The organism is Bradyrhizobium sp. P5_C12, from assembly GCF_054049735.1.
The window spans coordinates 1-26761 of the sequence record NZ_JBFULU010000070.1 but is presented as its reverse complement, the minus strand read 5'-3'; the positions used below and the strand labels follow the sequence as shown (position 1 = coordinate 26761).

The 26761-nt window shown below is 64.8% G+C and carries 25 protein-coding genes and 1 tRNA gene; 15 read left to right on the top strand and 11 right to left on the bottom strand.

Translation table 11 applies throughout. From position 1 onward, the window contains the following. From ACXJMY_RS35160 to ACXJMY_RS35120, 9 genes are all read left to right on the top strand, one after another. Positions 1-2704 (top strand): LuxR C-terminal-related transcriptional regulator (locus ACXJMY_RS35160; RefSeq protein WP_456623942.1); only part of this gene is annotated, 2704 nt, incomplete at its 5' end. A 130-nt stretch (positions 2705-2834) separates the two neighbouring features. Continuing rightward, positions 2835-4001 (top strand): cytochrome P450, encoded by a 1167-nt coding sequence (locus tag ACXJMY_RS35155; RefSeq protein WP_456623941.1) that lies wholly within the window; start codon positions 2835-2837, stop codon positions 3999-4001. A 374-nt stretch (positions 4002-4375) separates the two neighbouring features. Further along, positions 4376-5326, top strand: coding sequence for a sulfonate ABC transporter substrate-binding protein (locus ACXJMY_RS35150; protein WP_456623940.1), 951 nt, complete (start codon positions 4376-4378; stop codon positions 5324-5326). Between the two features lie 2 nt (positions 5327-5328). Next, positions 5329-5451 carry a hypothetical protein gene (locus tag ACXJMY_RS35145; RefSeq protein WP_456623939.1) on the top strand — a complete coding sequence of 41 codons (123 nt, stop codon included), beginning with the start codon at positions 5329-5331 and terminating at the stop codon, positions 5449-5451. 10 nt (positions 5452-5461) lie between these two features. Next, on the top strand, positions 5462-6631 hold the full coding sequence (ssuD, locus tag ACXJMY_RS35140) for an FMNH2-dependent alkanesulfonate monooxygenase (protein WP_456623938.1): 1170 nt from the start codon (positions 5462-5464) through the stop codon (positions 6629-6631). Beyond that, positions 6628-7434 (top strand): aliphatic sulfonate ABC transporter permease SsuC, encoded by an 807-nt coding sequence (ssuC, locus tag ACXJMY_RS35135; RefSeq protein ID WP_456623937.1) that lies wholly within the window; start codon positions 6628-6630, stop codon positions 7432-7434. Before ssuD ends, ssuC begins: the two co-directional genes overlap by 4 nt. 7 nt (positions 7435-7441) lie before the next feature. Then, positions 7442-8278, top strand: coding sequence for an ATP-binding cassette domain-containing protein (locus ACXJMY_RS35130; protein ID WP_456623936.1), 837 nt, complete (start codon positions 7442-7444; stop codon positions 8276-8278). A gap of 31 nt (positions 8279-8309) precedes the next feature. Then, entirely contained in the window at positions 8310-8891 is a 582-nt protein-coding gene (locus tag ACXJMY_RS35125; RefSeq protein ID WP_456623935.1) for a flavin reductase family protein, read from the top strand. A 95-nt stretch (positions 8892-8986) separates the two neighbouring features. After that, entirely contained in the window at positions 8987-9142 is a 156-nt protein-coding gene (locus tag ACXJMY_RS35120; protein WP_456623934.1) for a hypothetical protein, read from the top strand. 95 nt (positions 9143-9237) lie between these two features. On the opposite strand, the gene ACXJMY_RS35115 is transcribed toward ACXJMY_RS35120, so the two are convergent. Then, positions 9238-10386: a M20 family metallopeptidase gene (locus ACXJMY_RS35115; protein WP_456623933.1), complete on the bottom strand. Its 1149-nt coding sequence runs from the start codon at positions 10384-10386 to the stop codon at positions 9238-9240. A gap of 200 nt (positions 10387-10586) precedes the next feature. Then, a complete protein-coding gene (locus tag ACXJMY_RS35110; RefSeq protein WP_456623932.1) occupies positions 10587-11669 on the bottom strand; it encodes a vanadium-dependent haloperoxidase in 1083 nt (360 codons plus the stop codon). Between the two features lie 549 nt (positions 11670-12218). On the opposite strand from ACXJMY_RS35110, the gene ACXJMY_RS35105 reads away from it, so the two are divergent. After that, positions 12219-12551: a GYD domain-containing protein gene (locus ACXJMY_RS35105; RefSeq protein ID WP_456623931.1), complete on the top strand. Its 333-nt coding sequence runs from the start codon at positions 12219-12221 to the stop codon at positions 12549-12551. A 302-nt stretch (positions 12552-12853) separates the two neighbouring features. On the opposite strand, the gene flbD is transcribed toward ACXJMY_RS35105, so the two are convergent. The 8 genes from flbD to ACXJMY_RS35065 form a co-directional block, all read right to left on the bottom strand. Beyond that, complete coding sequence (gene flbD / locus ACXJMY_RS35100) at positions 12854-14239, bottom strand: sigma-54-dependent transcriptional regulator FlbD (protein ID WP_456623930.1); 1386 nt, start codon at positions 14237-14239, stop codon at positions 12854-12856. A gap of 111 nt (positions 14240-14350) precedes the next feature. Further along, complete coding sequence (gene fliN, locus ACXJMY_RS35095) at positions 14351-14701, bottom strand: flagellar motor switch protein FliN (protein WP_456623929.1); 351 nt, start codon at positions 14699-14701, stop codon at positions 14351-14353. A gap of 3 nt (positions 14702-14704) precedes the next feature. Further along, positions 14705-15325 (bottom strand): FliH/SctL family protein, encoded by a 621-nt coding sequence (locus ACXJMY_RS35090; protein ID WP_456623928.1) that lies wholly within the window; start codon positions 15323-15325, stop codon positions 14705-14707. Beyond that, positions 15325-16422: a flagellar motor switch protein FliG gene (fliG, locus tag ACXJMY_RS35085; RefSeq protein ID WP_456623927.1), complete on the bottom strand. Its 1098-nt coding sequence runs from the start codon at positions 16420-16422 to the stop codon at positions 15325-15327. The genes ACXJMY_RS35090 and fliG overlap by 1 nt, the downstream gene beginning before the upstream one ends. Positions 16423-16440: 18 nt before the next feature. After that, on the bottom strand, positions 16441-18051 hold the full coding sequence (fliF, locus tag ACXJMY_RS35080) for a flagellar basal-body MS-ring/collar protein FliF (protein WP_456623926.1): 1611 nt from the start codon (positions 18049-18051) through the stop codon (positions 16441-16443). A 182-nt stretch (positions 18052-18233) separates the two neighbouring features. Further along, positions 18234-18509, bottom strand: coding sequence for a CtrA inhibitor SciP (gene sciP / locus ACXJMY_RS35075; RefSeq protein ID WP_002714638.1), 276 nt, complete (start codon positions 18507-18509; stop codon positions 18234-18236). A gap of 367 nt (positions 18510-18876) precedes the next feature. Further along, positions 18877-19584: a flagellar hook assembly protein FlgD gene (locus ACXJMY_RS35070; RefSeq protein WP_456623925.1), complete on the bottom strand. Its 708-nt coding sequence runs from the start codon at positions 19582-19584 to the stop codon at positions 18877-18879. A 13-nt stretch (positions 19585-19597) separates the two neighbouring features. Continuing rightward, positions 19598-21202, bottom strand: coding sequence for a flagellar hook-length control protein FliK (locus tag ACXJMY_RS35065; RefSeq protein WP_456623924.1), 1605 nt, complete (start codon positions 21200-21202; stop codon positions 19598-19600). Between the two features lie 341 nt (positions 21203-21543). Between ACXJMY_RS35065 and mnmA the strand changes: the two genes are divergently transcribed. The 4 genes from mnmA to ACXJMY_RS35045 all read left to right on the top strand — a co-directional run bounded on the left by mnmA (position 21544) and on the right by ACXJMY_RS35045 (position 24612). Further along, positions 21544-22725, top strand: coding sequence for a tRNA 2-thiouridine(34) synthase MnmA (gene mnmA, locus ACXJMY_RS35060; RefSeq protein WP_456623923.1), 1182 nt, complete (start codon positions 21544-21546; stop codon positions 22723-22725). A gap of 241 nt (positions 22726-22966) precedes the next feature. Beyond that, positions 22967-23605: a class I SAM-dependent methyltransferase gene (locus tag ACXJMY_RS35055; RefSeq protein ID WP_456623922.1), complete on the top strand. Its 639-nt coding sequence runs from the start codon at positions 22967-22969 to the stop codon at positions 23603-23605. Positions 23606-23870: 265 nt separating this feature from the next. Continuing rightward, entirely contained in the window at positions 23871-24233 is a 363-nt protein-coding gene (locus ACXJMY_RS35050; protein WP_456623921.1) for a hypothetical protein, read from the top strand. Positions 24234-24535: 302 nt separating this feature from the next. Further along, positions 24536-24612: transfer RNA gene (locus ACXJMY_RS35045), tRNA-Met, on the top strand. Between the two features lie 129 nt (positions 24613-24741). On the opposite strand, the gene ACXJMY_RS35040 is transcribed toward ACXJMY_RS35045, so the two are convergent. Next, positions 24742-25860, bottom strand: a complete 1119-nt coding sequence (locus ACXJMY_RS35040; RefSeq protein WP_456623920.1) for a recombinase family protein — start codon at positions 25858-25860, stop codon at positions 24742-24744. Positions 25861-26380: 520 nt separating this feature from the next. Between ACXJMY_RS35040 and ACXJMY_RS35035 the strand changes: the two genes are divergently transcribed. Then, on the top strand, positions 26381-26761 hold a 381-nt coding region (locus tag ACXJMY_RS35035; RefSeq protein WP_456623919.1), incomplete at its 3' end, for an amino acid kinase family protein.

The window sequence follows — 26761 nt, the reverse complement described above, 5'->3', positions numbered from 1 at the left end:
GCCAGGGACAGTCAAAATACACCTGTACAACATTTTTCATAAGCTTGAAGTTGCCAACAGAACTGTGCTCGCTGCCATCGCGTTGTTACAACGCTCCTCCGGCTTCGGCACGCTCTCGCTGGCATTTCTGGCGCTCGTAGTTGCGGACGAACTCAAGGCGTCCGAAGCGAACGACGTCGTTCCGGAAGACAACGGCATTGGCCACGCTGGAGAGCACGCCGGATATGAGCTCTGGAAACAAGCTATTGTCCGGCACCTCATCGTCTGGGAGTCCGGCGAGACGCCCCCGCTCACCGAGAGGGACTTTTTTGCCAAGCTGAGCCAAGTCACGAATCCGGTGGCGGCAACGGAAGCGCTGCGCGCGGCTGAGCAATCTGCAGGCCGGAAACCGTGGAAAGACTACGGTTCGATTGGATCGAGCACGCCCAATCTTCCTGCGCCTTTATTGCGAGGAACCAGCGACAAACAGGTTGGAGGTGACCCCACCCCGGAACATCAATTCCCGCGGCTTACTTCCGATGGCACCTTCGCCACTCTCGCCGGTGCGCTGATCTACGCTCTGAACGACCCCCATCTCGCCGTGCAGCCGCATCACGCGGGTCACGCGTCGATCGACAGCTTCGTGGGTGTCGCCGCAGAGAATGCGACCACAAAACTGGCCGCGATCACCAATGCTGACGCTAATCATGTAGACAACTCAGCCCTGGGTTTCCCTTCGCACGATTCCCGCCCGCCTTCCGCGGTGGTGACCACTGGAAACGAACGCGTCGCTGGAGATGGCGATCGGGGCCAAGTGAGTCATGGCGCCGCGGGTGACACCCTCCAAAAACCTGTCGGTTTAGCGGACGCTGGTCACGATGCCAGTATTGGCGGATATAGCCGCGATCAACTGATGGGCGGCAACGGTGATGAAAACGTTGCATATCGCTCACGGGTCGATTCCAATTCTGGCTCTTCCTACTCTGCCTTCGATTTCGCATCTGGGGCGAGCAGGATCAATCTTGCGGCTTTCGGCGCGCTTGCGTGGCTGCATATGACAGCAGCAAGCAAGTCTGTACCGCCACATACCCTCGCCTGGACCTACAACTCCGCAAACAACGAAACGATCGTCTATATGAATCCGACCGATCGTGCTCTTGATATCGGGGATCGCGGCCTGCTGGAAATCCACCTGCAGGGGATTGTATCCATCGCGGAGTCGGATTTCGTCGCCCGGGGAGAAGGCGCAACTGTCGCTATCACCCAAGAGAAGCTCCAGGAAGCACTGTTATCGGCGAACGCTCTCGATCAGACTGTTCTGAGTACGGACAATGACCATCCCAGCATCGGGGCGAGCGAGAGCACACTCGCAACCGCTGGAGTTTGGAACATTCTGGCCGACGACGGCTGGAGATTCCACTTTGGGCCGACTCGGGCCGGCTTGGAGGGGACGACGAGGTCCAGAACCTTCATTGGCGATCCGGCGGATGCAACGGAAGAGAGCGATGATGCGGCTGGCGTGTCGGCTCACGTATCATCAATCGAGCCTGCTCATAGCGCGACGGTTACGGCAGTTGGAAATCTCCCATTGAAGAGTGAGCCGATCAACGTAGACACAGGTCCTGGCATCGCAGCGGTCGGTAGCGCGGGCGGCGGCAACTCACAACACGCTTCGGAGCCAGGGTCTGCAAAGGCGGCAGCCACGGAGTCGACTGAAGCTGGCTCCGGACTACGCAACGGCGTCGGCAATGGCGTCGAGCATCACGCTCCGGATTCGGACGCTTCGCGACGGGCAGCGAAGCCGGCAGAACCGGGCGGCGAACATGGAAACTCCGGGCACCCAACTTCCGCAAACGCACCGAAAGCAGCCGAGAACATCGATCCGGGCCTCGCRACGGCCGCYARCGCGGGCCGCGGYCATTCGCAGCACGCTTCGRAGCCAGGSTCYGCAAAGGCAGCCACGGAGTYGRCTGAAGCCGGCTCMGTACCAGGCAATGGCGTCGAGCATCACGCTCCGGCTTCGGACGCTTCTCGAGGGTCAGCGAAGGCGGCCGAACCWGGCGGYGYGGAACATGGAAACTCCGGRCACTCAACCTCKGMAAAYGCRCCGGAAGCAGCMGAGAACATCGATCCGGGCCTCGCGACGGCCGCCAGCGCGGGCCGCGGTCATTCGCAGCACGCTTCGGAGCCARGSTCMGCAAAGGCGGCAGCCACGGAGTTGGCTGAAGCCGGCTCCGTACCAGGCAACGGCGTCGGCAATGGTGCCGAGCATCACGCTCCGGCTYCGGACGCTTCGCCAGGGTCAGRGAAGCCGGCAGAACCAGGCGGTGTGGAACATGGAAACTCCGGGCACTCAACCTCTGAAAATGCRCCGGAAGTAGCCGAGATCGTCGAACCGAGCGTCGCAACCGGCGGCAACCCGCAGCAGGCTGTGCCATCTGCTGCGATCGTATCAGAAGCCGCACAGCCGGCTAACGCTGTATCCGAGACGGGCGAACCGGCGTTCCGCTTCGATGGCGAGGCAGCTCCCTCCACTTTCGTCGACGTCGTTGAGATTAATGAGCTTGATCATCGGCTCGATTCGCGCGTTCCGCTCGGTCGGAGAGAGGCCCTCGAGATGATCCTCAAAATAGTCTCTCCGGGAGTGGACGAACACGCGGCCAACCACGGCAATAGCGATGCGCATCACGCCATTGTACCTGCGCCTCATGACCTGCTGATTTGAAGCGTTGCACCGTCGCTGCGCGTACCCGACTTATACGGGCACGCCTCAATGCGACCTGTCCCAATCGCTGGGGACAGACGGCGGCCCTTGAAGGCGGTAGTCTTGGCACGACACAGCAAGGGAGCGAAGCTTGAGCACCGCGCCGCGCATCGACGTCGACCCGGCCGCGTTCTGGGCCGACCCCTATCCGATGCTTGCGACAATGCGGAAGGAGGCGCCGATCGCCTTCGTGCCGCAGCTCGGCTCGACGCTGCTGACGAGCCGCGACGACATCTCGATCTCGGAGAAGCAGATCGACGTGTTCTCCTCGCACCAGCCCGCAGGCCTCATGAACCGGCTGATGGGCCACAACATGATGCGCAAGGACGGCGAGGCGCATCAGGTCGAGCGGCGCGCGATGTTTCCGACGGTGTCGCCGAAGACGGTGAAGGGCTACTGGACCGCGCAGTTTCAGGCCCATGCCGACCGCATCATCGATGCCATCGAACCCGGCCGGATCGATTTCATGCGCGACTTCGCGCTGCCGTTTTCCGGCGAATGCCTGAAGTCGATCACCGGCCTCACCAACATCCGTTTTGAGGATATGGACGCGTGGTCGCAAGGCATGATCGACGGCATCGCCAACTACACCGGCGATCCCGCCGTCGAGGCGCGCTGCCACGCCGCGACGTCGGGCATCGACGCGGCAATCGACGACATCCTGCCGGTGATGCGCAAGCATCCCGACCAGAGCATCCTCGGCGTCCTCCTCTCTTCGGGCATGCCAATGGAGAGCGTGCGCGCAAACGTAAAACTCGCGATCTCAGGCGGCCAGAACGAGCCGCGCAAGGCCATCGCCGGCACGGTGTGGGCGCTGCTCAGCCATCCCGACCAGCTCGATCTCGTGCGCAAGGGCGAGGTCTCCTGGCTCCAGACCTTCGAGGAATATGCCCGCTGGATCTCGCCGATCGGCATGTCGCCGCGGCGCATCGCAAAGCCGTGGACGATTCGCGACGTCTCGTTCGAGCTGGACGAGCGCGTGTTCCTGATGTTCGGCTCCGCCAATCGCGACGAGAAGCATTTTGCGCGTGCCGATCAGTTCGACATCAGGCGCGACGTCAGCAAGAGCGTGGCCTTCGGCGCCGGTCCGCATTTCTGCGCCGGCGCCTGGGCCTCCCGCGCGATGATCGCCGACGTCGCGCTGCCGACCGTATTCGCGCGCGCCGGCCGCATCGAGATCGCCGACGACGAGCCGGTGCGGATCGGCGGCTGGGCGTTCCGCGGGCTGCAGAACCTGCCGGTGTGGTGGCGGCACTAGGACGGCGAGGGACCGTCCATCCCGAACATCGCCATGATGCCATCTTGCTCCTGTTTTGCCCGACGAGTCAAACGAACTTCGGATAATGCGCAAGTGCTTGTTTTTGCACGCCCCGGCTTACTGTGCATGGGGTTGTTTTCGCGGTTTTTGGTTCCGGCCGCGAGTCTTGACGCCGAACGCGTGCGGCTCTCACATTCGCGTGCGGAAAAATTCTCCCTGCATCATCGCGGCCGCTTGAAAGATTAATCATGCGCGCTGCCACAAGTGCAGTGCTCGCATCGCTATTTTTCCGCGCGTCTCGACACCTCTGGCAACCCGCCCCATCATTCCCGTAACGCAAAGGAATAACGGCCGCAGGCGGCCGGGAGCTTGGAATGCAGCGTCGCGACTTCTTGAAACTCTCCGTTGGAACTGCGGCCGCCGCTGCGTTCGCCTCGCCCGCCAGCGCGCAAGGCGCGGTGAAGGAAATTCGTATCGGCTACCAGAAGAACGGCGTGCTGGTCATCACGCGCCAGCAGGCTGCTCTAGAAAAACATTTCGCATCGCAAGGCATCGAGGTGAAATGGGTCGAATTCTCCTCAGGTCCCCCGATGATGGAGGCGATGAATGTCGGCAGCGTCGATTACGGCGCCGTCGGCGATTCCCCGCCGGTGTTCGCCCAGGCCGCGGGCGCGGCGATCGTCTATGCCGCAGGCCAGCCCATCACCAACGGCCAGGGCATTCTGGTGCCCAAGGATTCGCCGATCCGCGCGATCGCCGAGCTGAAAGGCAAGCGCATCGGCTTCACCAAGGGCTCCAGCGCTCATAACATCGTGGTGCAGACGCTGGAGAAGGCGGGCCTCACCTATGCCGACATCACCCCGGTCTATCTGACGCCGCCGGATGCCGGCCCTGCGTTTGCCAATGGCAGCATCGAGGCCTGGGCGATCTGGGATCCGTATTTCGCGATCGGCGAGACCAAGCAGAGCGGCCGCATCCTGATCAATGCGCGCGAGGTCACCAAGACCAACTCCTTCTACATCGCCAACCGCGATTTCGCCAGGAACCACGGCCCCATCCTGCAACAGATCGTCGATGTGACGACCGCGACCGCAAAATGGGCCGAGCAGCACCGCGACGAGGTCGCCAAATCGCTGGCCGCGGTCACCGGCATCCCGCTCGACATCCAGACCATTGCCGCCAACCGCTCGAACTTCGTGGTCGGTCCCGTCACCGACGACATCGTCGCGACCCAGCAGGGCGTCGCCGACCGCTTCTACAAGCTCGGCCTGATCCCGAAGCCGATCGTCATTCGTGACATCGTCTGGCGCAACCCGGCGGCTTGAGCGTGCCCACCAATCTCCCCGTTTCAAAAGGTTTGAACATGAGGCGCATCGTTCAACGCGTGATCGCAGCCATCGTCATGTCGATCGGCATCGTCGCCGCCGCGGTCGGCACCACTTACGGCTAGGAGCACATCCATGAGCCAATCCAAGAGCAAGAGCAACATCCTTTGGTTCCTGCCGACCCACGGCGACGGCCGCTATCTCGGCACCGGCATCGGCGGYCGCGAGGTCAACTTCAACTATCTGCGCCAGGTCGCGCAAGCCGCCGACCAGCTCGGATATTACGGCGTGCTGCTGCCGACGGGTCGATCCTGCGAGGATTCCTGGATCGTCGCCTCCTCAGTCGCGCCGTTCACCGAGCGGCTGCGCTATCTCGTGGCGGTCAGGCCCGGCCTGCAATCGCCAAGCGTGGCCGCGCGCATGACCGCGACGCTCGACCGCATCACTGGCGGCCGGCTCCTCGTCAACGTCGTCACCGGCGGCGATCCCGTCGAGAACAAGGGCGACGGCATCTTCCTCGCCCACGACGAGCGCTACGAGGTCACCCGCGAGTTCCTCAACGTCTATAGCGACCTGCTCGCGGGCAAGACCGTCAATGTCGAGGGCAAGCACATCCACATCGAGGATGGCAAGCTGCTGTTCCCGCCGGTGCAGTCGCCGCGTCCGCCACTCTATTTCGGCGGCTCGTCGGACGCCGGCATCGACGTCGCGGTCGACGCCGTCGACAAATATCTCACCTGGGGCGAACCGCCGGCCTTGGTTGCAGAGAAGATCGCGAAGGTGAGGGAGGTCGCTGGCGCGCGCGGCCGAAAACTCTCCTTCGGCATCCGGCTTCACGTGATCGTCCGCGAGACCAATGACGAGGCCTGGCGCGCGGCGGGCGAGCTGATCAAGCATGTCAGCGACGAGACCATCGCGACTGCGCAGAAGAACTTTGCGCGCATGGACTCGGTCGGCCAGCAGCGCATGGCGCAGCTCCACGGCGGCAAGCGCGACAAGCTCGAGATCGCGCCCAATCTCTGGGCCGGCGTCGGTCTCGTGCGCGGCGGCGCCGGCACGGCGCTGGTCGGCGACGCCCAGACCGTCGCCGCGCGCATCAGGGAGTATCAGGATATCGGCATCGATACCTTCATCATGTCGGGCTACCCGCATCTGGAGGAGGCCTATCGCTTTGCCGAGCTGGTCTTCCCGCTGCTCTCGCTGGAGCAGCCTTCTAACGTGACCAAGCTGCACTTCAACGGCGGGCCCTTTGGTGAAACCGTCGGCAGCGATTTCCGGCCGCAGCACAAGGTGTCGCAATCATGAGCCTGATCGACAGCGTTTCGCTCCCGCGCAGCTTCCGGCTGCCGCGCGTCGGCGGCCTGGTCCAGTGGATCGTGCCGCTTGCCATCATCGCGATCTGGCAGGTGGCGAGCGTCACCGGCTTCGTGCCGACGCGGGTGCTGCCGGCGCCGAGCGACGTCGCGCTCGCCGGCTGGAAGCTGCTGCTCTCCGGCGAGCTCGTGCGCAACATCTGGGTCTCGTTCTGGCGCGCCTCGATCGGCTTCCTGATCGGCGGCAGCATCGGCTTCGCCTTCGGGCTCGCCAACGGCCTGTCGCAGCTCTCGGCAAGACTCACCGACACCACGCTCCAGATGGTGCGCAACGTGCCGCATCTGGCGCTGATCCCGCTGGTCATCTTGTGGTTCGGCATCGACGAGAGCGCAAAGCTGTTCCTGGTGGCGTTAGGGGTGTTCTTCCCGATCTACCTCAACACGCTGCACGGCATCCGCACCGTCGATCCCCAGCTGATCGAGATGGGCCGCATCTACGGCATGACCGACGGCGAGCTGTTCCGCCGGGTGATCTTCCCGGGCGCGCTGCCCTCGATCTTCGTCGGCATCCGTTTTGCCCTCGGCATCATGTGGCTGACCCTGATCGTGGCCGAGACCATCGCGGCCTCCTCCGGCCTCGGCTACATGGCGATGCAGGCGCGCGAGTTCATGCTGATCGACGTCGTCGTGCTCTCGATCCTGATCTACGCGTTGCTCGGCAAGCTCGCCGACAGCGCCTCCCGCGTGCTGGAGCGTCTGACGCTCTCCTGGCACCCCGCCTTCCAGAAACGTTGAGAGTGACATGCAGACAGCCCTTCGGACCTCCCTTCCCGAAACCGAGCTCGCCAGCCGCGCCAACTTCGCGCCGCATGCTCGCGTCGTGCGCGAGGAGCAGCCGGTGCAGTCCAGCGGCCTGCCGCTCGGCATCCGGGGTCTGCGCAAATCCTACGGCGACAACGAGGTGCTGCGCGGCATCGACCTGCACATCCCCGCCGGCCAGTTCGTCGCCATCGTCGGAAAAAGCGGCTGCGGCAAGAGCACGCTGCTGCGCCTGATCGCTGGCCTGGAGAAGATCGACGCCGGCAGCGTCAGCTTCGGCGACGCGGTCAAGCCCGAGGCTATCCGCGTGATGTTCCAGGAGCCGAGGCTGTTGCCCTGGGCCCGCGTTCTCTCCAACGTCGAGGTCGGCCTCGGCCGTGATCGTTCGTCCAGCGATGCGCACGCACGCGCGGAGAAAGCGCTGACGGAAGTCGGGCTCGCCGACAAGCGCGACCAATGGCCCTCGGTGCTGTCGGGCGGCCAGAAGCAGCGCGTCGCGCTCGCCCGCGCGCTGGTCTCCCGTCCCCGCGTGCTCGCCTTCGACGAGCCGCTCGGCGCGCTGGATGCGCTGACCCGGATCTCGATGCAGCGGCTGCTGGAGCGGGTCTGGCGCGACCAGGGCTTTACCGCGATCCTGGTGACCCACGACGTCTCCGAGGCGGTCGCGCTGGCGGACCGGGTGCTGGTGATCGAGGAAGGCCGCATCGCCCACGATGTCTTGGTTAACGCGACCCGACCCCGCGCGCGCGGCTCGGCCGAGCTCGCGGGCCTCGAAGGCTCGATCCTGAGCCACCTTTTGTCGGCGGACGATCGTACCTAAATAGAGGGAACCCCGCTTCGGGGACCACGCCATGAATGTAGTGCCTCGCGATCTCATGACCGAAATCCCCGTCTCGTCCGCCGATTTCCGCGGCGCCATGCGCCATTTGACCGGTGGCGTCAGCGTCATCACCGCCGGACGGGGCCGGGACATCACCGGCATGACGGTCACCTCGGTGGCCTCGCTGTCGGTCGATCCGCCGACGCTGCTGGTCAGCATCAATCGCGACGCCTCGTCCTTCCCGCTGATCCGGCGCCATGGCGCTTTCGGCGTGAACATCCTCAATGCCGACCAGCTCGACATCGCCGAGCGCTTCGCCGGCAAGGGCGGTCTGAAGGGCGCCGATCGCTTTGCCGGCGCCCAATGGGTGACGGCCGTCTCGGGCGTTCCGCTGCTGGTCGGTGCGTTGTCGGCCGTCGATTGCGAGGTCGAGGAGATCGTCGAGCGGCATTCGCACGGCATCGTCATCGGCCGCGTCAGGGACATCAGGAGCTCGACCCGGACCGCCGCGCTGGCCTATTGGCACGGTCAATATGTGGCGGTCGATCAGGACGAAGACGCGGCAAAGCTCGCGGACGTCAGCGTTCCCGCGCGCACCCGGCGCGGCATTTGATCGCCGCAAAGAGGCGTCGCTCAGGCTGGCCTTTTCCGCATCATCGCTCTAGAAGCGCCCTGAGCCGCCCATCCGGGACGGCCATGGAGCGGAAGATGAAACGCGTCGCGACCTGGGCCTTCTACGCCGTCGGTGCGCTGGCGATCGCCTATCTCGCGCTCTTCGCCTATGCGATGTTCACCGGGCAGCCGATAGTCCCGGGCGATCCCATCCACATCTTCCGCAAACCCGACGCGCCGAGTTATTCGTGAAGCTCGCGACTGTCATTCCGGGGCGCGCGTAAGCGCGAACCCGGAATCTCGAGATTCCGGGTTCGATGCTGCGCGTCGCCCCGGAATGACGGGGATCACCCCCTCAAAATCGCCAGCGCCAGCGCCTGCGCGCGCGGCACGATGCTGTCGAGCTCGAGATATTCCTCCGGCGTGTGCGCGAGCCCGCCGACCGGTCCGAGGCCGCAGATGGTCGGCGTGCCGACCGCGGCGGTGAAGCCGGAATCGGCGCAGCCGCCGGAGAACTCGCCCTGCAGCGTGGTGAGGCCCGCTTGTTTTGCAGCCGCCTGATAGCCTTCGAACAGCGCTTTCGAGGCCTCGCTCTGCACCACCGGCACGAACTCACCCTTGATCGTCAGCGTCGCACTCGTGCCCGGCACGTAGGAGGTCGCGATGATCTTCTCGATCGCGGCCATCACGGTGGCGCGGTCGGCCGGGTCGACGTAACGCAGGTCGATCTGGCCCTCGGCTGAGGGCGCCGTGGTGTTGACGGACTGGCCGCCCGTGACCAGCCCGACATTGAGCGTGATGCCCTTGTCGAGATTGGTCAGCGCGTGGATCTGCACGATCTTGTGCGCGAGCTCGCCGATCGCGCTGACGCCGGCGGCGAAATTGGCACCGGAATGCGCGGCTTTGCCGGTGATGGCGACATGCATGAAGATGCCGCCCTTGCGCCCGGTGACGACGTTGCCGGTCGGCCGGCCCGGCTCGGAATTGAACACCGCGCGCGCGGCGCGTCCCTCGCGCTCGATCACGGGGCGCGACGACGGCGAGCCGATCTCCTCGTCCGAGGTGATCAGCAGCTTGATCGGATGCGGGCTGCCGCCGAATTTGTGGAAGGCGGTCGCCACGAACACGTTCATGACGAGGCCGGACTTCATGTCGGCAACGCCGGGCCCATAAGCGCGGCCGTCGCGGATCGTGAACGGACGCCGCCCGGCCTCGCCCTTGCCGAACACGGTGTCGCGATGCCCCATCAACAGCACCGGCTTCTCGTTGCTCCCGGGCTTTGCCACGTCGGCATGGATCGCATCGCCGAAGGTGGCGTTGGCCTCGCGCCGGAACGGAATGCCGTGCTCGGCAAAATGCCGCTCGAACCGCGCCCCGACCGCATCGACGCCGTCCTTGTCATAGGACCCGGAATCGATGTTCACGACATCGCGCAGCAGATCGATCATCGCCTGCCGCTGCGACGCCAGCCAGTCCGTGATTTGAGCTTCAGACATTTTTACCCTCGCGTGGTTCTCACGCGGGGTTATAGGGCCTGGAACGCGGTGGACATAGTCGCCGAACGCGGCTCGGCTATGCCGAGGTTCGAAGCGCAATACCTCCTCAGCGTCGTCCCGGCCCCCCGTGCGCAATTGCGCACTAGGCCGGGACGACAGCGAGGATGACGGGGCGCGCATGCGTGCAACCGGCAGCAGCCCTAACGCCTCGGCTCCGCCATCGCTTCCACACCGCGAAGCTGGGTCGCGACGGTCAGCGCACCGATCTTCCGGCCCATGTCCTTGCCGATCTCGGTCGAGAACCGGTAGTGAAAGCCGGCCCAGATGCGGGCGTTGGAGACTTCGTCGCTATAGTCCTGGAGCCGCGACCATTTGCGCGTGACACCTGGTGCCGTGGGGCTGGTCAGCGAGAACTCGCCGAAATCTCCAACGACGCTCTGGAGCACGGTCGCAATCGCCGCCGAGGTGATGCAGTGAGCGCAGGGATATTCCGGATGCATCGGCGTTTCCCCCAGCGGCAGCCAGGACGGGTCGCGAGGCGTTGCCGGATTCGACGTCAGGTCGGCGTTGCGTATGGCGGTGATCGGCCGCCAGAGATTGTAATGGTATTTTGCGTCGAACACGGCGACGAGGGCGTCGTTGCCGGCAATTGACGTCAACGCGAACAGCCGGGCGCAGTCGACGAGATCCATGCCCTTGGCCATTGCAGCCTGCCTCACGATCGGATTGTAGGTGCGGGCACCGACAAAGAACCAGAATCGGCCGATCGTCGTTTGCTCCGGCGTCCGGGTTGTACTGCTTCGGTTGCCGACCTCGCGGATTTCGTTGACGTCCCGGGTCCACATCTCTGAACCAAGTGCCGGCGGGGGCCCGGGGCGAAACTGCGATCCGGAAGCCATGACCCAGGGCGTCGTCGCGCCCGTGGTTGAGAAAAGCGGAACGGTGGTCGGAACGTAGGCGCCCGGTGTCGTCAGGGGCCGGTAAGTTTCCGGAGCGGCGCTGCCGTCATTCGCACGAAGCGCGATGATCTGCATCGCGGCCTCTTTCCCGAGGTTGACGCCGGCGATCTTGGACTCGCCGTCGGCAATCGGCGCCAGAGAATTCGTCAGCGTCGCATCCAGGTCCGGCTTGAGGTCTGGATAGATCGACAGCAGCACGTCGTGAGCGGCAACTGCCGCAGCAGCTTCCCGCGACGTCGAACGGTCCGCGGGCAGGGAGATCTTGTATGGCGCGTAGCGGCGGTCGATCGCGTTGACCGCCTCGAACATTGCGATGTGCATCATGGACAAGACGCGGCTGTGGGGCGCTGGAGGAATTTGCTTCTCGGTAGCGATCGCGTCGGCCTTTGCGTTCCAGTCCATGATCACGTCAGCGCGTGCCAACGACGCCGAGACTGCGATCAGCGTTACAATCAGCGATAAGCGGGAGATGGTCCACGAGGAGCATTTCATGGCGTGCCCTTTCGATGTGAAGGACGTTTCGCGAGGTCGATGCGGCTCTGACCGACATCGCGTCGCGCTGCTTGTGACTCTAGCGATCTTGATGTGGTTTGGTTGTGAACTGCTTCACTCGCCGCACGCGGCTCAACCGAGAAGCAGATGTTTCCTGGCCAGCAGAACAGTGGCGTTCCGAATGGGTAGGCTTGGCTTACCGTTCGCGCTGTAGTGTGGAGTCGGCTATAGTCGGCGCAAGCTGCCAGTTGGACGTGCCGAAGTCCGTAGCTCGATTTTCAAGGCAGCTCGCATGCCGTCGGCAGGCGGTGCCTTGCTCTCGTTTCAGAGCGTCTTTTCTAGGACGACATTGTCACCGGTGTAACCTCAACGGAGAGAAACATGCCGTTGTTCATCTCGTACGTCTCATACTCAAATGCCGGTATCAAGGGAATGGTCGACAAGCCGACCGATCGCACATCGGCCATCGGCGCGCTGGTCGAGAAGGCCGGTGGGAAGCTCCAGGGAGCTTTCATGACCACTGGTCAACACGATGCAGTGCTCGTCACGGAGTTTCCTGACGGCGCCGATGCCATTGCGATTGGAATGGTGGCCGCTGCGGCTGGCGCCGTCTCCAAGATCGAAACCGTACGCGCTTGGAAGATGAGCGAGTTCAAGAGCATCGCGGAAAAGGCTTCCAAACTCGTGAGCACCTACGTACCGCCGGGCAAGTAGGCCCCGCGCGGGCGCGGCCAAGTCGGAGCAAGAATAGGGTAGGAACGCGATATCTCCTCATCGTCGTCCCGGCGGAGGCCGGGACCCATACCGCGCGATCTATCGATTGTAGGCGGTTGGAGTACCGAGCGACGGGTCTTCGCCAAACTCCTCCCTGTGGTTATGGGTCCCGGCCCCCCGTGCGCAATTGCGCACTAGGCCGGGACGACACCTATTGTGTGGTGACTGGTTGCGTTCTCCTCAAAAGGAAAATGCCCGGGCCAAGCCCGGGCATTCGCGTCCTTTAGCGTCTGTGTAGTGACCTACGCCCCCACCATCGGCATGCGCGGGTATTCACCGGGCGTGCCGGCGGGTGTGATCGGGATGCCGCCGTCGGCGTATTCGTTGAGCTTGTTGCGCAGCGTGCGGATCGAGATGCCGAGGATGTTGGCGGCATGGGTCCGGTTGCCGAGGCAGTGCTTCAGCGTCTCCAGGATGAGGTCGCGCTCGACGTCGGCGACCGTGCGGCCGACCAGGGCGCGCGTCACCTGCTCGGCGGCGAATGTGGCATGCGCGACCGCGGGTGCCGTCTTGGCGAGGTCGAGGCGGTCGCCGTCCGGCGTGAGGATGGCGTCGGGACCGATCTCGTCGCCCTGCGCCATCAGCACCGAGCGGTGCATGGTGTTTTCGAGCTCGCGGACGTTGCCCTGCCAGCGGTTGCTGGAGAGCACGCGGCGGGCTTCCGCCGAGATCGGGCGCAGCGGCACGCCGTTGGCGTCGGCGTATTTCTTCACGAAGTGCTGGGCCAGCTCCAGAATGTCGGCGGGGCGCTCGCGCAGCGGCGGGATCTTCAGGTTCACGACGTTGAGGCGGAACAGCAGGTCCTCGCGGAACGTGCCCTCGCGCACGGCGTCCGCCAGATTGCGGTTCGAGGTCGCGATGATGCGGATGTCGACCGGCACCGGCTTGGTGCCGCCGACGCGGTCGATCACGCGCTCCTGGATGGCGCGCAGGAGTTTCGATTGCAGGCGAACGTCCATCTCCGAGATCTCGTCGAGCAGCAGCGTGCCGCCGGTCGCTTCCTCGAACTTGCCGATGCGGCGGGCGATCGCGCCGGTGAAGGCGCCCTTCTCGTGGCCGAACAGCTCGGACTCCAGCAGGTGCTCGGGGATCGCGGCGCAGTTGATCGAGATGAACGGGCGCTTGGCACGCGCCGAGCGGGTATGGACGTAGCGCGCCAGCACTTCCTTGCCGGTGCCGGATTCGCCGGTGACCATCACCGAGGCGTCGGAGCCCGCGATCTGCTGCGCGAGCTTGACGACCTTCGCCATCGCCTCGTCGCGATAGATCAGCTCGCGGGAATCGTTGGCGACCGCGGCCAGCACCGCGGCGATCAGCTCCGGATCCGGCGGCAGCGGGATGTATTCCTTGGCGCCGGCGTGGATCGCGGCGACCGCGGCGCGGGCGTCGTTGGTGATGCCGCAGGCGACGATCGGGGCGTGGATGTGCTCGGCCTCGAGCCGCATCACGAGGTCGCGGATGTCGAGGGCGACGTCGACCAGCAGCAGGTCGGCGCCCTTGCCGCCGCGCAGCACGCGCATCGCCTGGTCGTGATCCTCGGCGTGGGTCACGGTGGCGCCGTTCTCCATCGCGATCTTGGTGGCGGTGGTGAGCTGGCCCTTCAATGTGCCAACGATGAGAAGCCGCATGTCAGTCTCCTGTCCGTCTGTACGCGCTGCCGCGCGTCATTCCCTGTGTTTGCGCCAGCATGATCCGGAGAAGTGCGAAGCGGTTTTCCGAGAGGATCATGCTCAAAACAATCAACCGCGTTCAGTCTTGATGATTTCGGTCATGGTCACGCCGAGCTTGTCCTCGACCAGCACCACCTCGCCGCGGGCGACGAGACGGTTGTTGACGTAGATGTCGATGGCCTCGCCGACGCGCCGGTCGAGTTCGAGCACGGTGCCGGGTCCGAGCTTCAACAGCTCGCCGACGTCCATCTTGGAGCGGCCGAGCACGGCCGAGACCTGCACCGGCACGTCGAAGACGGCTTCGAGGTCGGCGGCGACGCGCGACGCGTATTCGTCCTCGTTGTAGCCGACGTCGGTGCCGGTCGGCGGCATCGGGCCGTTGAGGTCGGGCAGCGGGACCTGTCCGTCGGTGTCGCTCATGGCTTAGTTCCCCCTGCGGGACGCGATATAGCGTCCGACGAGTTCATCGACCTTGGCCGAGATGGCGCCGCGCTCCAACACGACGCCGCCATCGGCCCACTCGATCCGGCAGTCGCCGGTCGCAATCTCGGGCTCGGCCAGGATCACCAGCCGGCCTTCGAAGCCGCTCTGCTTGGCCAGCCGCTCGATCTTCTCGCGCGCGGCGTCGTACAGCGCGTCGTTGATGCGGACGACGAGATGCGGCGTCGCGACCAGGTGCGAGAAGCAGTCCTTGACCAGCGCGACGATCTCGCCGAGCGGCTCGGCGGCGACCAGATCGGCGCACAGCTTGCGTGCCACCGCCACCGCGACCTCGACCGCCTCGGTCTCCATCTTGGTCTCGATGTTGCCGATGCCCGAGGCGACGCCCCGGATCGCGATGTTGATCTCTTCCATGGCCAGCGCGACGCGGCGGTCGCTCTCGGTCTTGGCCTCGCGCTGGCCGGCGTCAAAGCCGTCCTGATAGGCGCGCGCCTCGGCTTCCGCGACCTTCTGGGCGATCTCGGCCGCGGTCGCGGCCTTCTCGCGCGTCCGGTCGGGCGCGGCGAAGTCGGTATCGAACAGGAATTTTGCGGGAGCTCCCATCAATACACCAACTCGTCGTCGGCGCGGTTCTTGGTCAGCATGATCTCGCCCTTGGCGGCGAGGTCCTTGGCGAGGTTGACCAGCAGCGCCTGGGCCTCGTCGACGTCGCGCAGGCGCACGGGGCCCATCGCCGCCATGTCGTCCTGGAGCATCTTGGCCGCGCGCGAGGACATGTTGCCGAAGAAGAAGTTGCGGACGTCCTCGTTGGCGCTCTTGAGCGCGACGCCGAGCTTGTCCTTGTCGACGTTGCGCATCAGGGTCTGGGCCGAGCCGGAATCGAGCTTCACGAGGTCGTCGAAGGTGAACATCAGCGCCTTGATGCGCTCGGCGGATTCGCGGTTGTCCTCTTCCAGCGAGGTGATGAAGCGGGTTTCGGTCTGGCGGTCGAAATTGTTGAAGATTTCCGCCATCACCTCGTGGGCGTCACGGCGCCGGGTCTGCGACAGGTTGGACATGAATTCGGTGCGCAGCGTCTTCTCCACGCTCTCGATCACCTCCTTCTGCACCGCCTCCATCTTCAGCATGCGGTTGACGACGTCGAGCGCGAGTTCTTCGGGCAGGATGCCGAGCACGCGGGCGGCGTGCTCCGACTTCAGCTTCGACAGCACCACGGCGATGGTCTGCGGGTATTCGTTCTTGAGGTAGTTGGCGAGGACCTCTTCCTGCACGTTGGAGAGCTTCTCCCACATGTTGCGGCCGGCGGGACCGCGGATTTCGTCCATGATGCCGTTGACGCGCTCGGGCGGCAGGTACTGCTGGAGCAGCCGCTCGGTGGCGTCGAAATTGCCCATCAGCGCGCCCGAAGCCGACATGCGCGAGACGAATTCGAGCAGCATGTCCTCGACCGTGTCGACCTCGACGGTGCCGAGCGTCGACATCTCCAGCGAGAGCTGGCGCACCTCGTCGTCGTCGAGCAGCCCCCAGATCTTGCCGCCATATTGCTCGCCGAGCGCCAGCATCAGGATCGCGGCACGCTTCGGTCCGACCAGTTGCTCGGCCGGCTTGCCGTCCTTGGCCCGGGTGTTGGCGCGCTGGCCGAGCGTGGAGATCACGCTGGTGATGTCGTTGCTGTTGGCGTTTTGCAGGGCTGCGGCCATGTCAGTTCACTTCTCGGATCATTTCGCCGGTTCGCTCAGCCATTGACGGATGATGGCGACGGTTTCGTTGGGGTTGCGCTCGGCGAGCTCGCCGACGCGATGAACGGACTGGGCGTGGACCTGGCCCTGGATGGTGGCGACGTCGATCGCGCTCGCGGTGCCGTTCGGCAGGAGCTGCTGGCCGCTGGCGGCCGGGGTGGATTCCTCCGCGGGGCCGCTGAGGACGCCGGAGATGGCGGCGGCGACCTCGTCGGAGGCGAGGATGCGCTTGACCAGCGGCCGGATCACCATGAACAGCACGACCAGGCCGAGCAGCATCATGACGCCGAGCTCGACGAAGTACATGACGTCGTCCTTGGTGAACTGGAGCATGCCGAGGAAGCCGCCCGACTCGCTGATCGGAGCGGTGGATGGCGCGTCGGCGAAGCGCAGATTGACGACCTCGACCTGGTCGCCACGCTTCTGGTCGAAGCCGATCGCCGAGCGCACCAGGGTGGCGATGCGGTCGAGCTGCTCCTTGGTGCGGTCCTGATAGGCCTGCTCGCCCTTCTCGTTCTTGGAGTAGATGCCGTCGACCAGGACGGCGACCGAGATGCGGTTGACCCGGCCGGCCTCGGTCACCTCGGTCTTGGTGGTGCGGGAGATCTCGTAATTATTGGTCTCTTCGCTCTTCTTGCTCTGGTCCTTGGCGGCGACGCCGCCGTTCTGCTGGTTGCCGGGCAGCTCGTTGTTGACGGTGACCTGGCCGTTGTTGTCGGCGGTCATGCTCTGCTCTTCGCGGGTCTGGCTCGAGCGCAGCACGCGGCCCTCGGGATCGAACTTGTCCGAGGTCTGGGTGATCTTGTTGAAGTCGAAATCGGCCGAGAGCTGGACGCGGGCGCGCCCGGTCCCGACCACGGAGGAGACGATATCCTCGACCTGCTTGCGCATCCGCTTCTCGAAGGCGGTGCGGCGCTCGTCGCCGATCTGCTGGTCCGGATCGCTCTGGGCGCCGTCGGCGAGCAGCTGGCCGGCCTCGTCGACGATCGAGACGCGCTGCGGCTTCAGGCCGTTGACGGCGGAGGCGACGAGGTGGCGGATGGCGCGGATCTGCTGCGCTTCGAGCGAGCCGCGGACCCGGACCACGATCGAGGCCGACGGCTCCGGCGCCTCGCGCGCGAACAGCGGGCGCTCGGGCAGCACGAGGTGGACGCGGGCGGCCTGGATGCGGTCGATGGCGCGGATGGTGCGGGCGAGCTCGCCCTCCAGCGCGCGGAGGTGATTGATGTTCTGGACGAAAGAGGTGGTGCCGAGCGCGTCCGACTTGTCGAACACCTCGTAGCCGACCCCGCCGCCCTTGGGCAGGCCGCCCTCGGCGAGCTTCATCCGCAGCCGGGTGACCTTGTCCTTGGGCACCATGATGATGCTGCCTTCATTGCGCAGCTCGAACTGGATGCCCTGGCGCTCCAGGTCCTTGATAATGCCCGAGGAATCCTCGACGCTGAGGTCGGTGAACAGGGTCGTCATCTGCGGCGTGGTGACGCGCATGATGACGAACGCGAAGAAGCCGATGAGCGCGGCGGTGACCGCGATCATCGCCCCGAACCGGGCGGCGCCGATACCCTTCAGAAAGTCCGCAAGACCTTGCAAGCAACCGCCCCAGAAGATTCGGCTGCTTTCCCTGGAAAGGCCGACTGGGCAATTATTGCCTAGGTGATGGTTTCGATATGGTTAACGAAGGTTAAGAACCGGGACAAAAGTAGCGTCATGAAAAAAATCGGCCTCGCGGGGCGAGGCCGATTTTCGTCAAAAGCCGCAGATTTCCGGATCGCTTACTGGCGATATTGCTGAATGCGGGTGGTGCGAAGCCCCGCAAGACCATGCTGGTCGATGGAAAACTGCCAGGAGAGGAATTCGTCGACCGTCAGGGTGTAACGGCTGCAGGCCTCCTCGAGGGACAGGAGCCCGCCACGAACGGCGGCGACGACCTCGGCCTTGCGGCGGATGACCCAGCGTTTCGTGCCGGGTGCAGGCAGATCCGCGATCGTCAACGGACTACCGTCCGGCCCGATGACGTATTTTACCCTCGGGCGATGGGGTTCTGTCATGGCGTACTCACAAACTCTCAACCACTGAACTCACGCCATAACCGTACGCGCGGCGGCTTAAAAATCCGCTAAGCCTAAGGCATCAATACAATTCTCGTTGAAAATGGCTGGAACACAGCCGCCCCGGCGGGCTGGACACCATGATCCGAGCCGGCCGAGCGGGTCTTCGTAAATACTTTACTAACAAACGAGGCCCGCGCGCGACGCTGCCAGGCCCTCAACAGTCGTCCTGGCGAAAGCCAGGACCCATTACCCCAGGATGTAGTTCCTGCGAAGACTCGGGGTCACGTCCTCGCGCTATAGCGAATTTCGGTGGCTATGGGTCCTGGCTTTCGCCAGGACGACACCGTCTGCGTGGGCGCCAGCCTCAATTGCTGCTTGTGGCGATGATGCTCTTCACCTGGCTCAATGTGTAGCTGACGCCGTCGATGGTCAGCAGCGGCGGCGACTGGGTCAGGTCGACCGACGACACCACGCCCTGCACCTGCGCGGCGATGCCGACATTGTTGCCCGCCACATCCTTGCCCGTGGCCGAGATCGTGTACTTGCCGTCGGGCCATTGCGTGCCGTCATTGCCCATTCCGTTCCAGGTGAAGGGAATGTCGGTGCCGGCGGCGGCGGTGTATTTGCCGGTGAACACGGTCTGGCCGCTGGAATTGGCGACGGTGATGTCGACGGTCGAGTCGGTCGGCACGTTGAGATGCCAAGTCGCCGACGACTTCGTCATGGTCGCGGTCGAGCCGTCGACCAGGGCGGTCTTGCCGACGAAGCCCAGCGCCTGGGTCGCCTGCGTGGTCTGCTGCAGGGTGACGAGCTGGGACAGCGCATCGTTGGTCTTGAGCTGCTGCTCGACGCCGGCGAACTGCACCAGCTGCTGGGTGAACTGGTTGGTGTCGAGCGGATCGAGCGGGTTCTGGTTCTGCAGCTGCGTCGTCAGCAGCGTCAGGAAGGTCTGGAAGTTGCCGGCGAGCGTCGATCCCGTGGACGAGCTCAGCGAGTTCGACGAGGAGGATTTCGGGAGGTCTGTCGTCCCGGAGACGGGCGTCGGGGCGGTGGCGGCATTCGTGGTGGTCATTTGCGAATACTCCTCACACTCTGATGTCGACGCCGCTGCTCGATCCGAGCATGCGGCCGTAGCTGCGCCCCACAGGCGCCGCGGCGCTTGCATCTTCGTCGCTGATGATCAAGCGGTGGGCGTTGCCGCCATTGTCGTTGTTCTGGCCGGAGTTCTGCCCCGACGAATTCTGGTCGCGCAGGCTGAAGGAGAGGCCGTTGCTGCCGGTCTTGAGGCCGGCGTCGTCGAGCGCGCGCTGCAATTGCGGCGCGTCCTGCCGCAGCATCGACAGCGTTTCCGGCTTCTCGACGGTGAGATGCGAGGTGACCTGGCCGTTGCGGTCGACATTGATGCGCACGTCGATGCGGCCGAGCTCGGCCGGATCGAGGCTGATGTCGAAGCGGGTCTTGCCGGCGCGGGCGGCAGCCGCGATCTCGATCGGCACGCCGTTGAGCGACACGGCGGCGCTGGTTGCCGCGGTCGCGGTGAGCGTTGCGGTGGAGGCGGTCGCAGCCGAGGTCGTATTGGTCAGCGGCGCCTGCACGGCGGAGGCCGCCTGCGCGCTGTTGTCCGTCGCCGTGACGGCGGCCTGGGCGCCGGCATGCGCGTGCGTGGTCGGCGCAGCCGGCGTCGCATCCGCGGCGCGATCGGAGGCGCCGGCCTTGGCCTCAGTCGCGCCCGCGTCGGCTTGCGGCTTGGCGGCTTGCGGATGCGCGGCGGCATTGGCCGCGGTCGCAGGCGTTTGCACCGTCGCGGCCGCGTCGGTCTTGCCCGAATCCTGGCCGATATTGGCGACGTCGGCCTGCGCGGTGGCGGCGGCCTTGAACGAGGTCTTTGGCGTGCCCTGGTCGACGGCGGCGATCAGCCCGGTATTCGTCTTGGCATCGGTGGCCGTGCCGTCGGTTGTGCCGGTCGCGGCACCGGCAAGCGTCGCCGTGGTGTCCGCATCGACCTTGGCGCCGGCGGTCTTGGCGCTCTTGTCGCCGGGCGTCGCGGTATCGGTCTTGGCGCCGGTGATCTGCGCCGCGGTCGAGGCGCTGGCGGCGATGCCGGCGGCCGCAATCGTCAGCGGCGAAGAAGCCGTGCTGGCGGCCTGGTTCGCGGCCGCGTTCGGATCGACCGGCACCACGGGGGCGGCAACGATGATCGCGTTCGGATCAGGCACGGCGGTCTGCGTCGCATCGGTCTGCGCGGTCGCCGCGGCATCTATTGCGGCGGTGAGACCGTCGGTGCCGTCGGTCTTGTCGCCCTTGGTTTCGTCGGATGTGTCCGCCGATTTGGTGTCGGAGGCTGCGGACTTGTCCTTGGTCTTGCCGCTCGCCTTGGCCGGATCGGCGGTCGTGTCGTCGGCGGCGGGCGCGGACGTGCCGGTGTCGTCGTCGCTCGCCTTGCTCTGCGAGGAGGCGTCGGTCGAGGAGGTGTCGCGCGGGCCCTTGTCCGGGGCGGAGTCGGTCCGCCGCGGCGCCGTGTCCTGCGCCTGCGCGGCCGCGCTGTTGCTGATCGCCTGGGTGTTGCTGTCGACCAGCGAGCCGAAGGAGTCGTTGGGGGACGTGTCTTTGGAGCTCTGCGACCGGGCAGGCTTTGGCTGCGCGCTCTGGACTTGCACGCTGGCTGCTATGTCTGACGTCCGACCGACCACGGAAAACCCCTTGGAAACATCTTCGGACAAGGGGTAGCAAGGAGCGGGCCAGCCCCGCCAAAAGGAATTTTGGCAAGTAAAATCAATTATTTGTCGAATCTGGCCTGGCGCCGCGAGGCCCTCCGCGACCCCGCCATTTCTGCCTCCCCGGCAAGAATTGCCCTAAGCTTTTGGCCCGCGCGATTGCTTCACCGGAATGGCGCCTATATTAAAGGATCGCTCTCAGCCGCTTTCGACCGGGCAAGCCCCCGAGGAACCAGAGTTCCCCGGGACCGCCGATGTCCCGATCAGAGGCATTACATCGCGGATCGCCGAACGCCGCCGTCAAACTCGCAAAACCCATGCTCAACAGTCTGGATCTCGAAGGCCGTCCGCAGGACACCAGGGTCGTTGTCGCCATGTCGGGCGGCGTCGATTCCTCGACGACGGCTGCGCTGTTGAAGGCGGAAGGCTATGACGTCGTCGGCATCACGCTGCAGCTCTACGACCATGGCGCCGCGACCCATCGCAAGGGCGCCTGCTGCGCCGGCCAGGACATCCACGACGCCCGCGACGTCGCCGCCAAGCTCGGCATTCCCCATTACGTGCTCGACTACGAGGACCGCTTCCGCGAGTCCGTCATCGACAATTTCGCCGACAGCTACGCGCTCGGCGAGACGCCGGTGCCGTGCATCGAGTGCAACCGCTCGGTCAAGTTCCGCGATCTCCTGAAGACCGCGCGCGAGCTTGGCGCCACCGCGCTCGCCACCGGACATTACGTCGCCTCGCGCCGTCGCGACGACGGCTCGCGCGCGCTGGTGTGCGCTGCGGACGCCGATCGCGACCAGAGCTATTTCCTGTTCGCGACCACGCAGGAGCAGCTCGACTATTTGCGCTTTCCCCTCGGCGACATGACCAAGCCCGAGACCCGCGAGCTCGCGCGCCGCTTCGGCCTCGCGGTCGCCGACAAGCACGACAGCCAGGACATCTGCTTCGTGCCGACGGGGCGCTACACCGACATCATCACCCGGCTGCGGCCGAACGCGATGGACCCCGGCGACATCGTCGATCTCGACGGCCGCGTGCTCGGCCGGCACAACGGCATCGCCAATTTCACCGTCGGCCAGCGCCGCGGCCTCGGCATTGCCGCTCACGCGCCGCTGTTCGTGGTGCGGCTGGACGCAGCCGACCGCCGCGTCGTGGTCGGCCCGCGCGATGCGCTGAAGATGCACCGCATCGTGCTGCGCGACGTCAACTGGATCGGCGATGGCGACATCGATCGCGCCATCGGCTCTGGCCTCGAAATGTTCGTGCGCGTGCGCTCGACCCGCAGCCCGCAGCCGGCGTGGCTGCGCGGCGGAGGCGGCCATTACGAAGTCGAGCTCGTCGCCGGCGAGGAGGGCGTCTCGCCGGGCCAAGCCTGCGTATTCTACGACGCTCCTACCGGCCAGGCGCGCGTGCTCGGCGGCGGCTTCATCCAGAGCGCCGCCGCGAAAGCCGCAAGCAGCACGGCGCGGCCGCTCGCCGAAGCCGTGCGCGGCTAATCATGACGAGATTGAATCGCACTCTCGCGACACCGGAAGTGCGCCCCCTCTCCCGCTTGCGGGGGAGGGTTGGGGAGAGGGTTCTCTCCACACGCGATATCTCGCGAGCGGAAAGAACCCTCACCCGGCACTGCGTGCCGACCTCTCCCGCAAGCGGGAGAGGCGCTAGACCTCGCGCAGGGCTGGCATTGATTTCACCAACGATCAATTCTCTATAAAGATTCGCGTAAGGGCAGGGGGCATGGCAGCAGACATCTCGCGGGCCGGGGTCGAGAAGGCCTATGGCCGCTGGGCGCCGGTCTACGATCTCGTGTTCGGCAAGGTGTTCGACGCCGGCCGGCAGTCGACCATCGCCGAGGCCGACCGCATCGGCGGCCGCATCCTCGACGTCGGCGTCGGCACCGGGCTCTCACTCTCCGATTATTCGCGCACCACGAAAATCTGCGGCGTCGACATCTCCGAGCCGATGCTGCGCAAGGCGCAGGCGCGCGTGCGCGCGCTCAGGCTTAGCAATGTCGAGGTGCTCTCGGTGATGGACGCCAAGAACCTCGCCTTCCCCGCAAACCTCTTCGACGCGGTGGTCGCGCAATATGTCATCACCGCCGTGCCCGATCCCGAAGGCACGCTCGACGAGTTCGTGCGCGTGCTCAAGCCGGGCGGCGAGCTGATCCTCGTCAACCACATCGGCGCCGAGAAGGGCTTGCGAAAGCTGTCCGAGCTCGCCTTCGCCCCGCTCGCCCGCCGCCTCGGCTGGCGCCCGGAATTCCCGTGGCAGCGCCTGGTCGACTGGGCCGCCAAACACGGCGGCATCACGCTCGCCGAGCGCCGCCCGATGCCGCCGATGGGCCACTTTTCGCTGATCCGCTACGTCAAATCGTGATGCGATGAGCCCGGCGCGCCGCCAGGCCGCCGGTGCGCCCCCTCTCCCGCTTGCGGGAGAGGGTAGGGGGAAGGGCTCTCTCCACCAGCGATATCTCGCGAGAGGAGAAAGCCCCCACCCGGCACTGCGTGCCGACCTCCCCCGCAAGCGGGAGAGGTGCACCGAGTTCGCGGCGGCGATCGAATCTTGATTCGCGCCGACCTCAACCCCGATCACATCGCGCTTGAGGCTGGAACATCCGGCCCGACCCGTGCGTTTCCCTCCCATGCGCAGGACATCAAAGCTCCTCTTCGCGAGCCTCGTCATCGCCGCCTCCGGTGCCGCGATCGCGCAGGCCCCGCCCGCCCCTGCGACGCCGCCGCAAGCGACCGCGCCGCCATCGCCGCAGCACGCGGCCAACTGCATGCCGCAGGACCGGCCGAACCGCGCGGCTGTGCCCGACGGCACCACCACCGGCCAGTCCCGGGAACCGCTCGGCGACAGGCTCGCCAGATCCGACGGCGTGCTCTGCCCGCCCGCCGGCGTCGACCCCGACATGCACGCCCCAGCCCCTGACACCGGCGCCAACACCCCGGTCATCCCGCCCCCCGGCAGCCCCGGCGGCGACCCGACGGTCAGGCCGAAATAGCCCTTGTTTTCGCCTCTCCCCGCCCTTGTCCCGCCGAAGCCTTGGCGAAGGCGGATGCGGGGAGAGGCCGAAATCCGTGCGAAAGCGCGGATTTCGGGTGAGGGGGACTCTCCACGAGTCCGGTGCCCGAAAACGAGCGAATCCGGCGCCGAAATCAGCCGCTTTTCCACCCACCCGCGACTTATCCCGCCGGAGCCTTGGCGCAGGCGGAAGGCGGACCACTTTGCTTGACAGCCCGCCGCCCCCTTCCTTATATGCCGCGCGTTCGTGAGATCGGCCTTATTCGGCCCTCGCGACCCTGTGGCGGGGTAGCTCAGCTGGTTAGAGCACGGGAATCATAATCCTGGGGTCGGGGGTTCGAGTCCCTCTCCCGCTACCATCTTTCCCCACACCCCTTTGACTTGGTTTGGGAAAGCTTTTTCCCCCAAGAGGGCGTTCAATCGGCCTGATATCTCCACCCTTACGCCACCGAGGCGTGATGGATCTCGGAAGACGGTGACCGTGTCGATCAGGTCTCTGATGGCTCGGCGGCCTCTCCGTCGCCCGAACTGATACCCTTCGTTAGCGCCTCCTCGAGCCGACCTAGCTGTTCTTCATATCGCTTGAGAATAGTTGGATGCAGCGCGACCTCTTTTGCGGCCGGCGGTTCACTCCGCAACTCTTCAGATATGCGCTCGCGTTCGGCACCGAGGGCGGTCGATCGCGGACCGAGAATGGATGGATCGCCGTGCCCCTTCGCGATCGCATCTACCAGTCGTTCGATTTCCCGATTCAATTGCGCGAGTTGCTGTTCGAGATGCTGCCTTTTTGCATTCGAGGTGATTGCGAGGCGATTTCGCTCTTCGAGATAAGTACGCACGTACTCCGCAATAACCTTCGGTGCTCGCAACTCGGCCTTTAGTCCGCTGAGAACAGCGCTCTCAACCGTTTCGAGATAGAAAGTCTTTGCGTCCGGGCACGTGCCGCTCTCTGTCGCTGCTGAGCAGCGAATGCGAACGCGCCCCGATTTGTCTTTGCCATTGGTCGACATGCCGGCGCCGCACGAACCGCAACGGAGCAGACCAGAGAGCATCCGGCGTGGCCGACGTTGATGGCTAGGATGAGTATGACCGCGCACTTCTTTGCGTTTCTGAGCCGCCGCGAACAGTTCGGGGTTGATAATTGCAAGATGCGGCACGTCAGCAACCTGCCACTCACTCTGCGGGTTGGGGCGTGACAGTCGCTTTCCCGTGTCAGGATCTTTCACCATCCTGACCTTGTTCCAAACGAGACGTCCCACATAGAGCTCGTTCTGCAGGATGCCGGCCCCCCTCTCAAGGTTGCCGTTGATCGTTGAGGCATTCCATGCTCGGCCTCGCGGAGGTGATACCCCGTCCTTGTTGAGATCGTGCGCGATTTCGCGAGGGGTTCGACCCTCGACGTATTCCTGGAAGATGCGCCGAATGATTTGTCCCTCGGCCTCGATGATAACGCGCTCGCCCCTTCTTCCGGCGATCGCGGCATATCCGTATGTCAGGCCGCCTCCAGCCAAGCCTTGTTTGATCCGTCCGGCCAGACCACGACGCACTTTATGTGCGTTGTCTTCGCGATAGAGTTGTCCGACCAAGCCGCGAAGGCCGACCAGCACGGTATTGACGACGCCTTCGCGGCGGCAAGTGAGGACCGTTCCGATCGATCGGGAAATCCCACCGAGCGCAAAATCCAGGAATTAAATACTAAAGGCCACTGGTCGAGCCGCCGAGATTGGGAGGGTGGGGGGTAGCCGATTCCTCAGCGCCTCTCTCCCTACGGACCGGCCCCACTTTCACTTAGGGATTTTTTCGGGTCGGCAGAACTTTTAGCGTTACCAGCCGATCTTGTCGTGACCGCCAATCTTCCGCCAAGAAATAGATTGTTGTATCGAATACTTGGAGAGAGCTGTGAGAGGCGATGAGCGGAGAGGTACGCGGGTAACCACGTGCACTAGCCTATTTATTTTCAGAACCTCAGAGACGCGCTGACGCGCGGAGAAAACGTCGCGAACTTCGATAGGGGGTGGTCCAATCTTTGCGCGGACCGCAAGCAATTCTGGAGGTAGATGCATGAAACTATCCGGCGGAGCGAAGCGAACATCAAGCCACCGCTCATACAGTTACCGTCGCAAGTAAATGCGCAACAATCCGACCATCGTGCAAAAATACGGCGGCGTCTGTCTAGAGACCCCGGAAAAAATCCGCGCGGTTGCGAGGAGTCTCGCCGATTTGCACAACCGTGGTCATCGCGTCGTGGCGATCGTTTCAGCAATGGGTAAGACGACCGACGAACTAATTAAGGCGGCTTATCAAGTAAGCCCGCATCCCAACCGCCGCGAACTGGATATGTTGTTAACAACCGGTGAGCGCATCAGCATGTCGTTGATGAGCATGGCCCTGTCTGATCTCGGTGCGCCAGCCATTAGCTTTACCGGCAGTCAGGCCGGTGTAATGACAGACGAATCTCATTCTTCCGCGCTCATTTTAGATGTGCGGCCTGCGCGCGTGCTCGAAGAA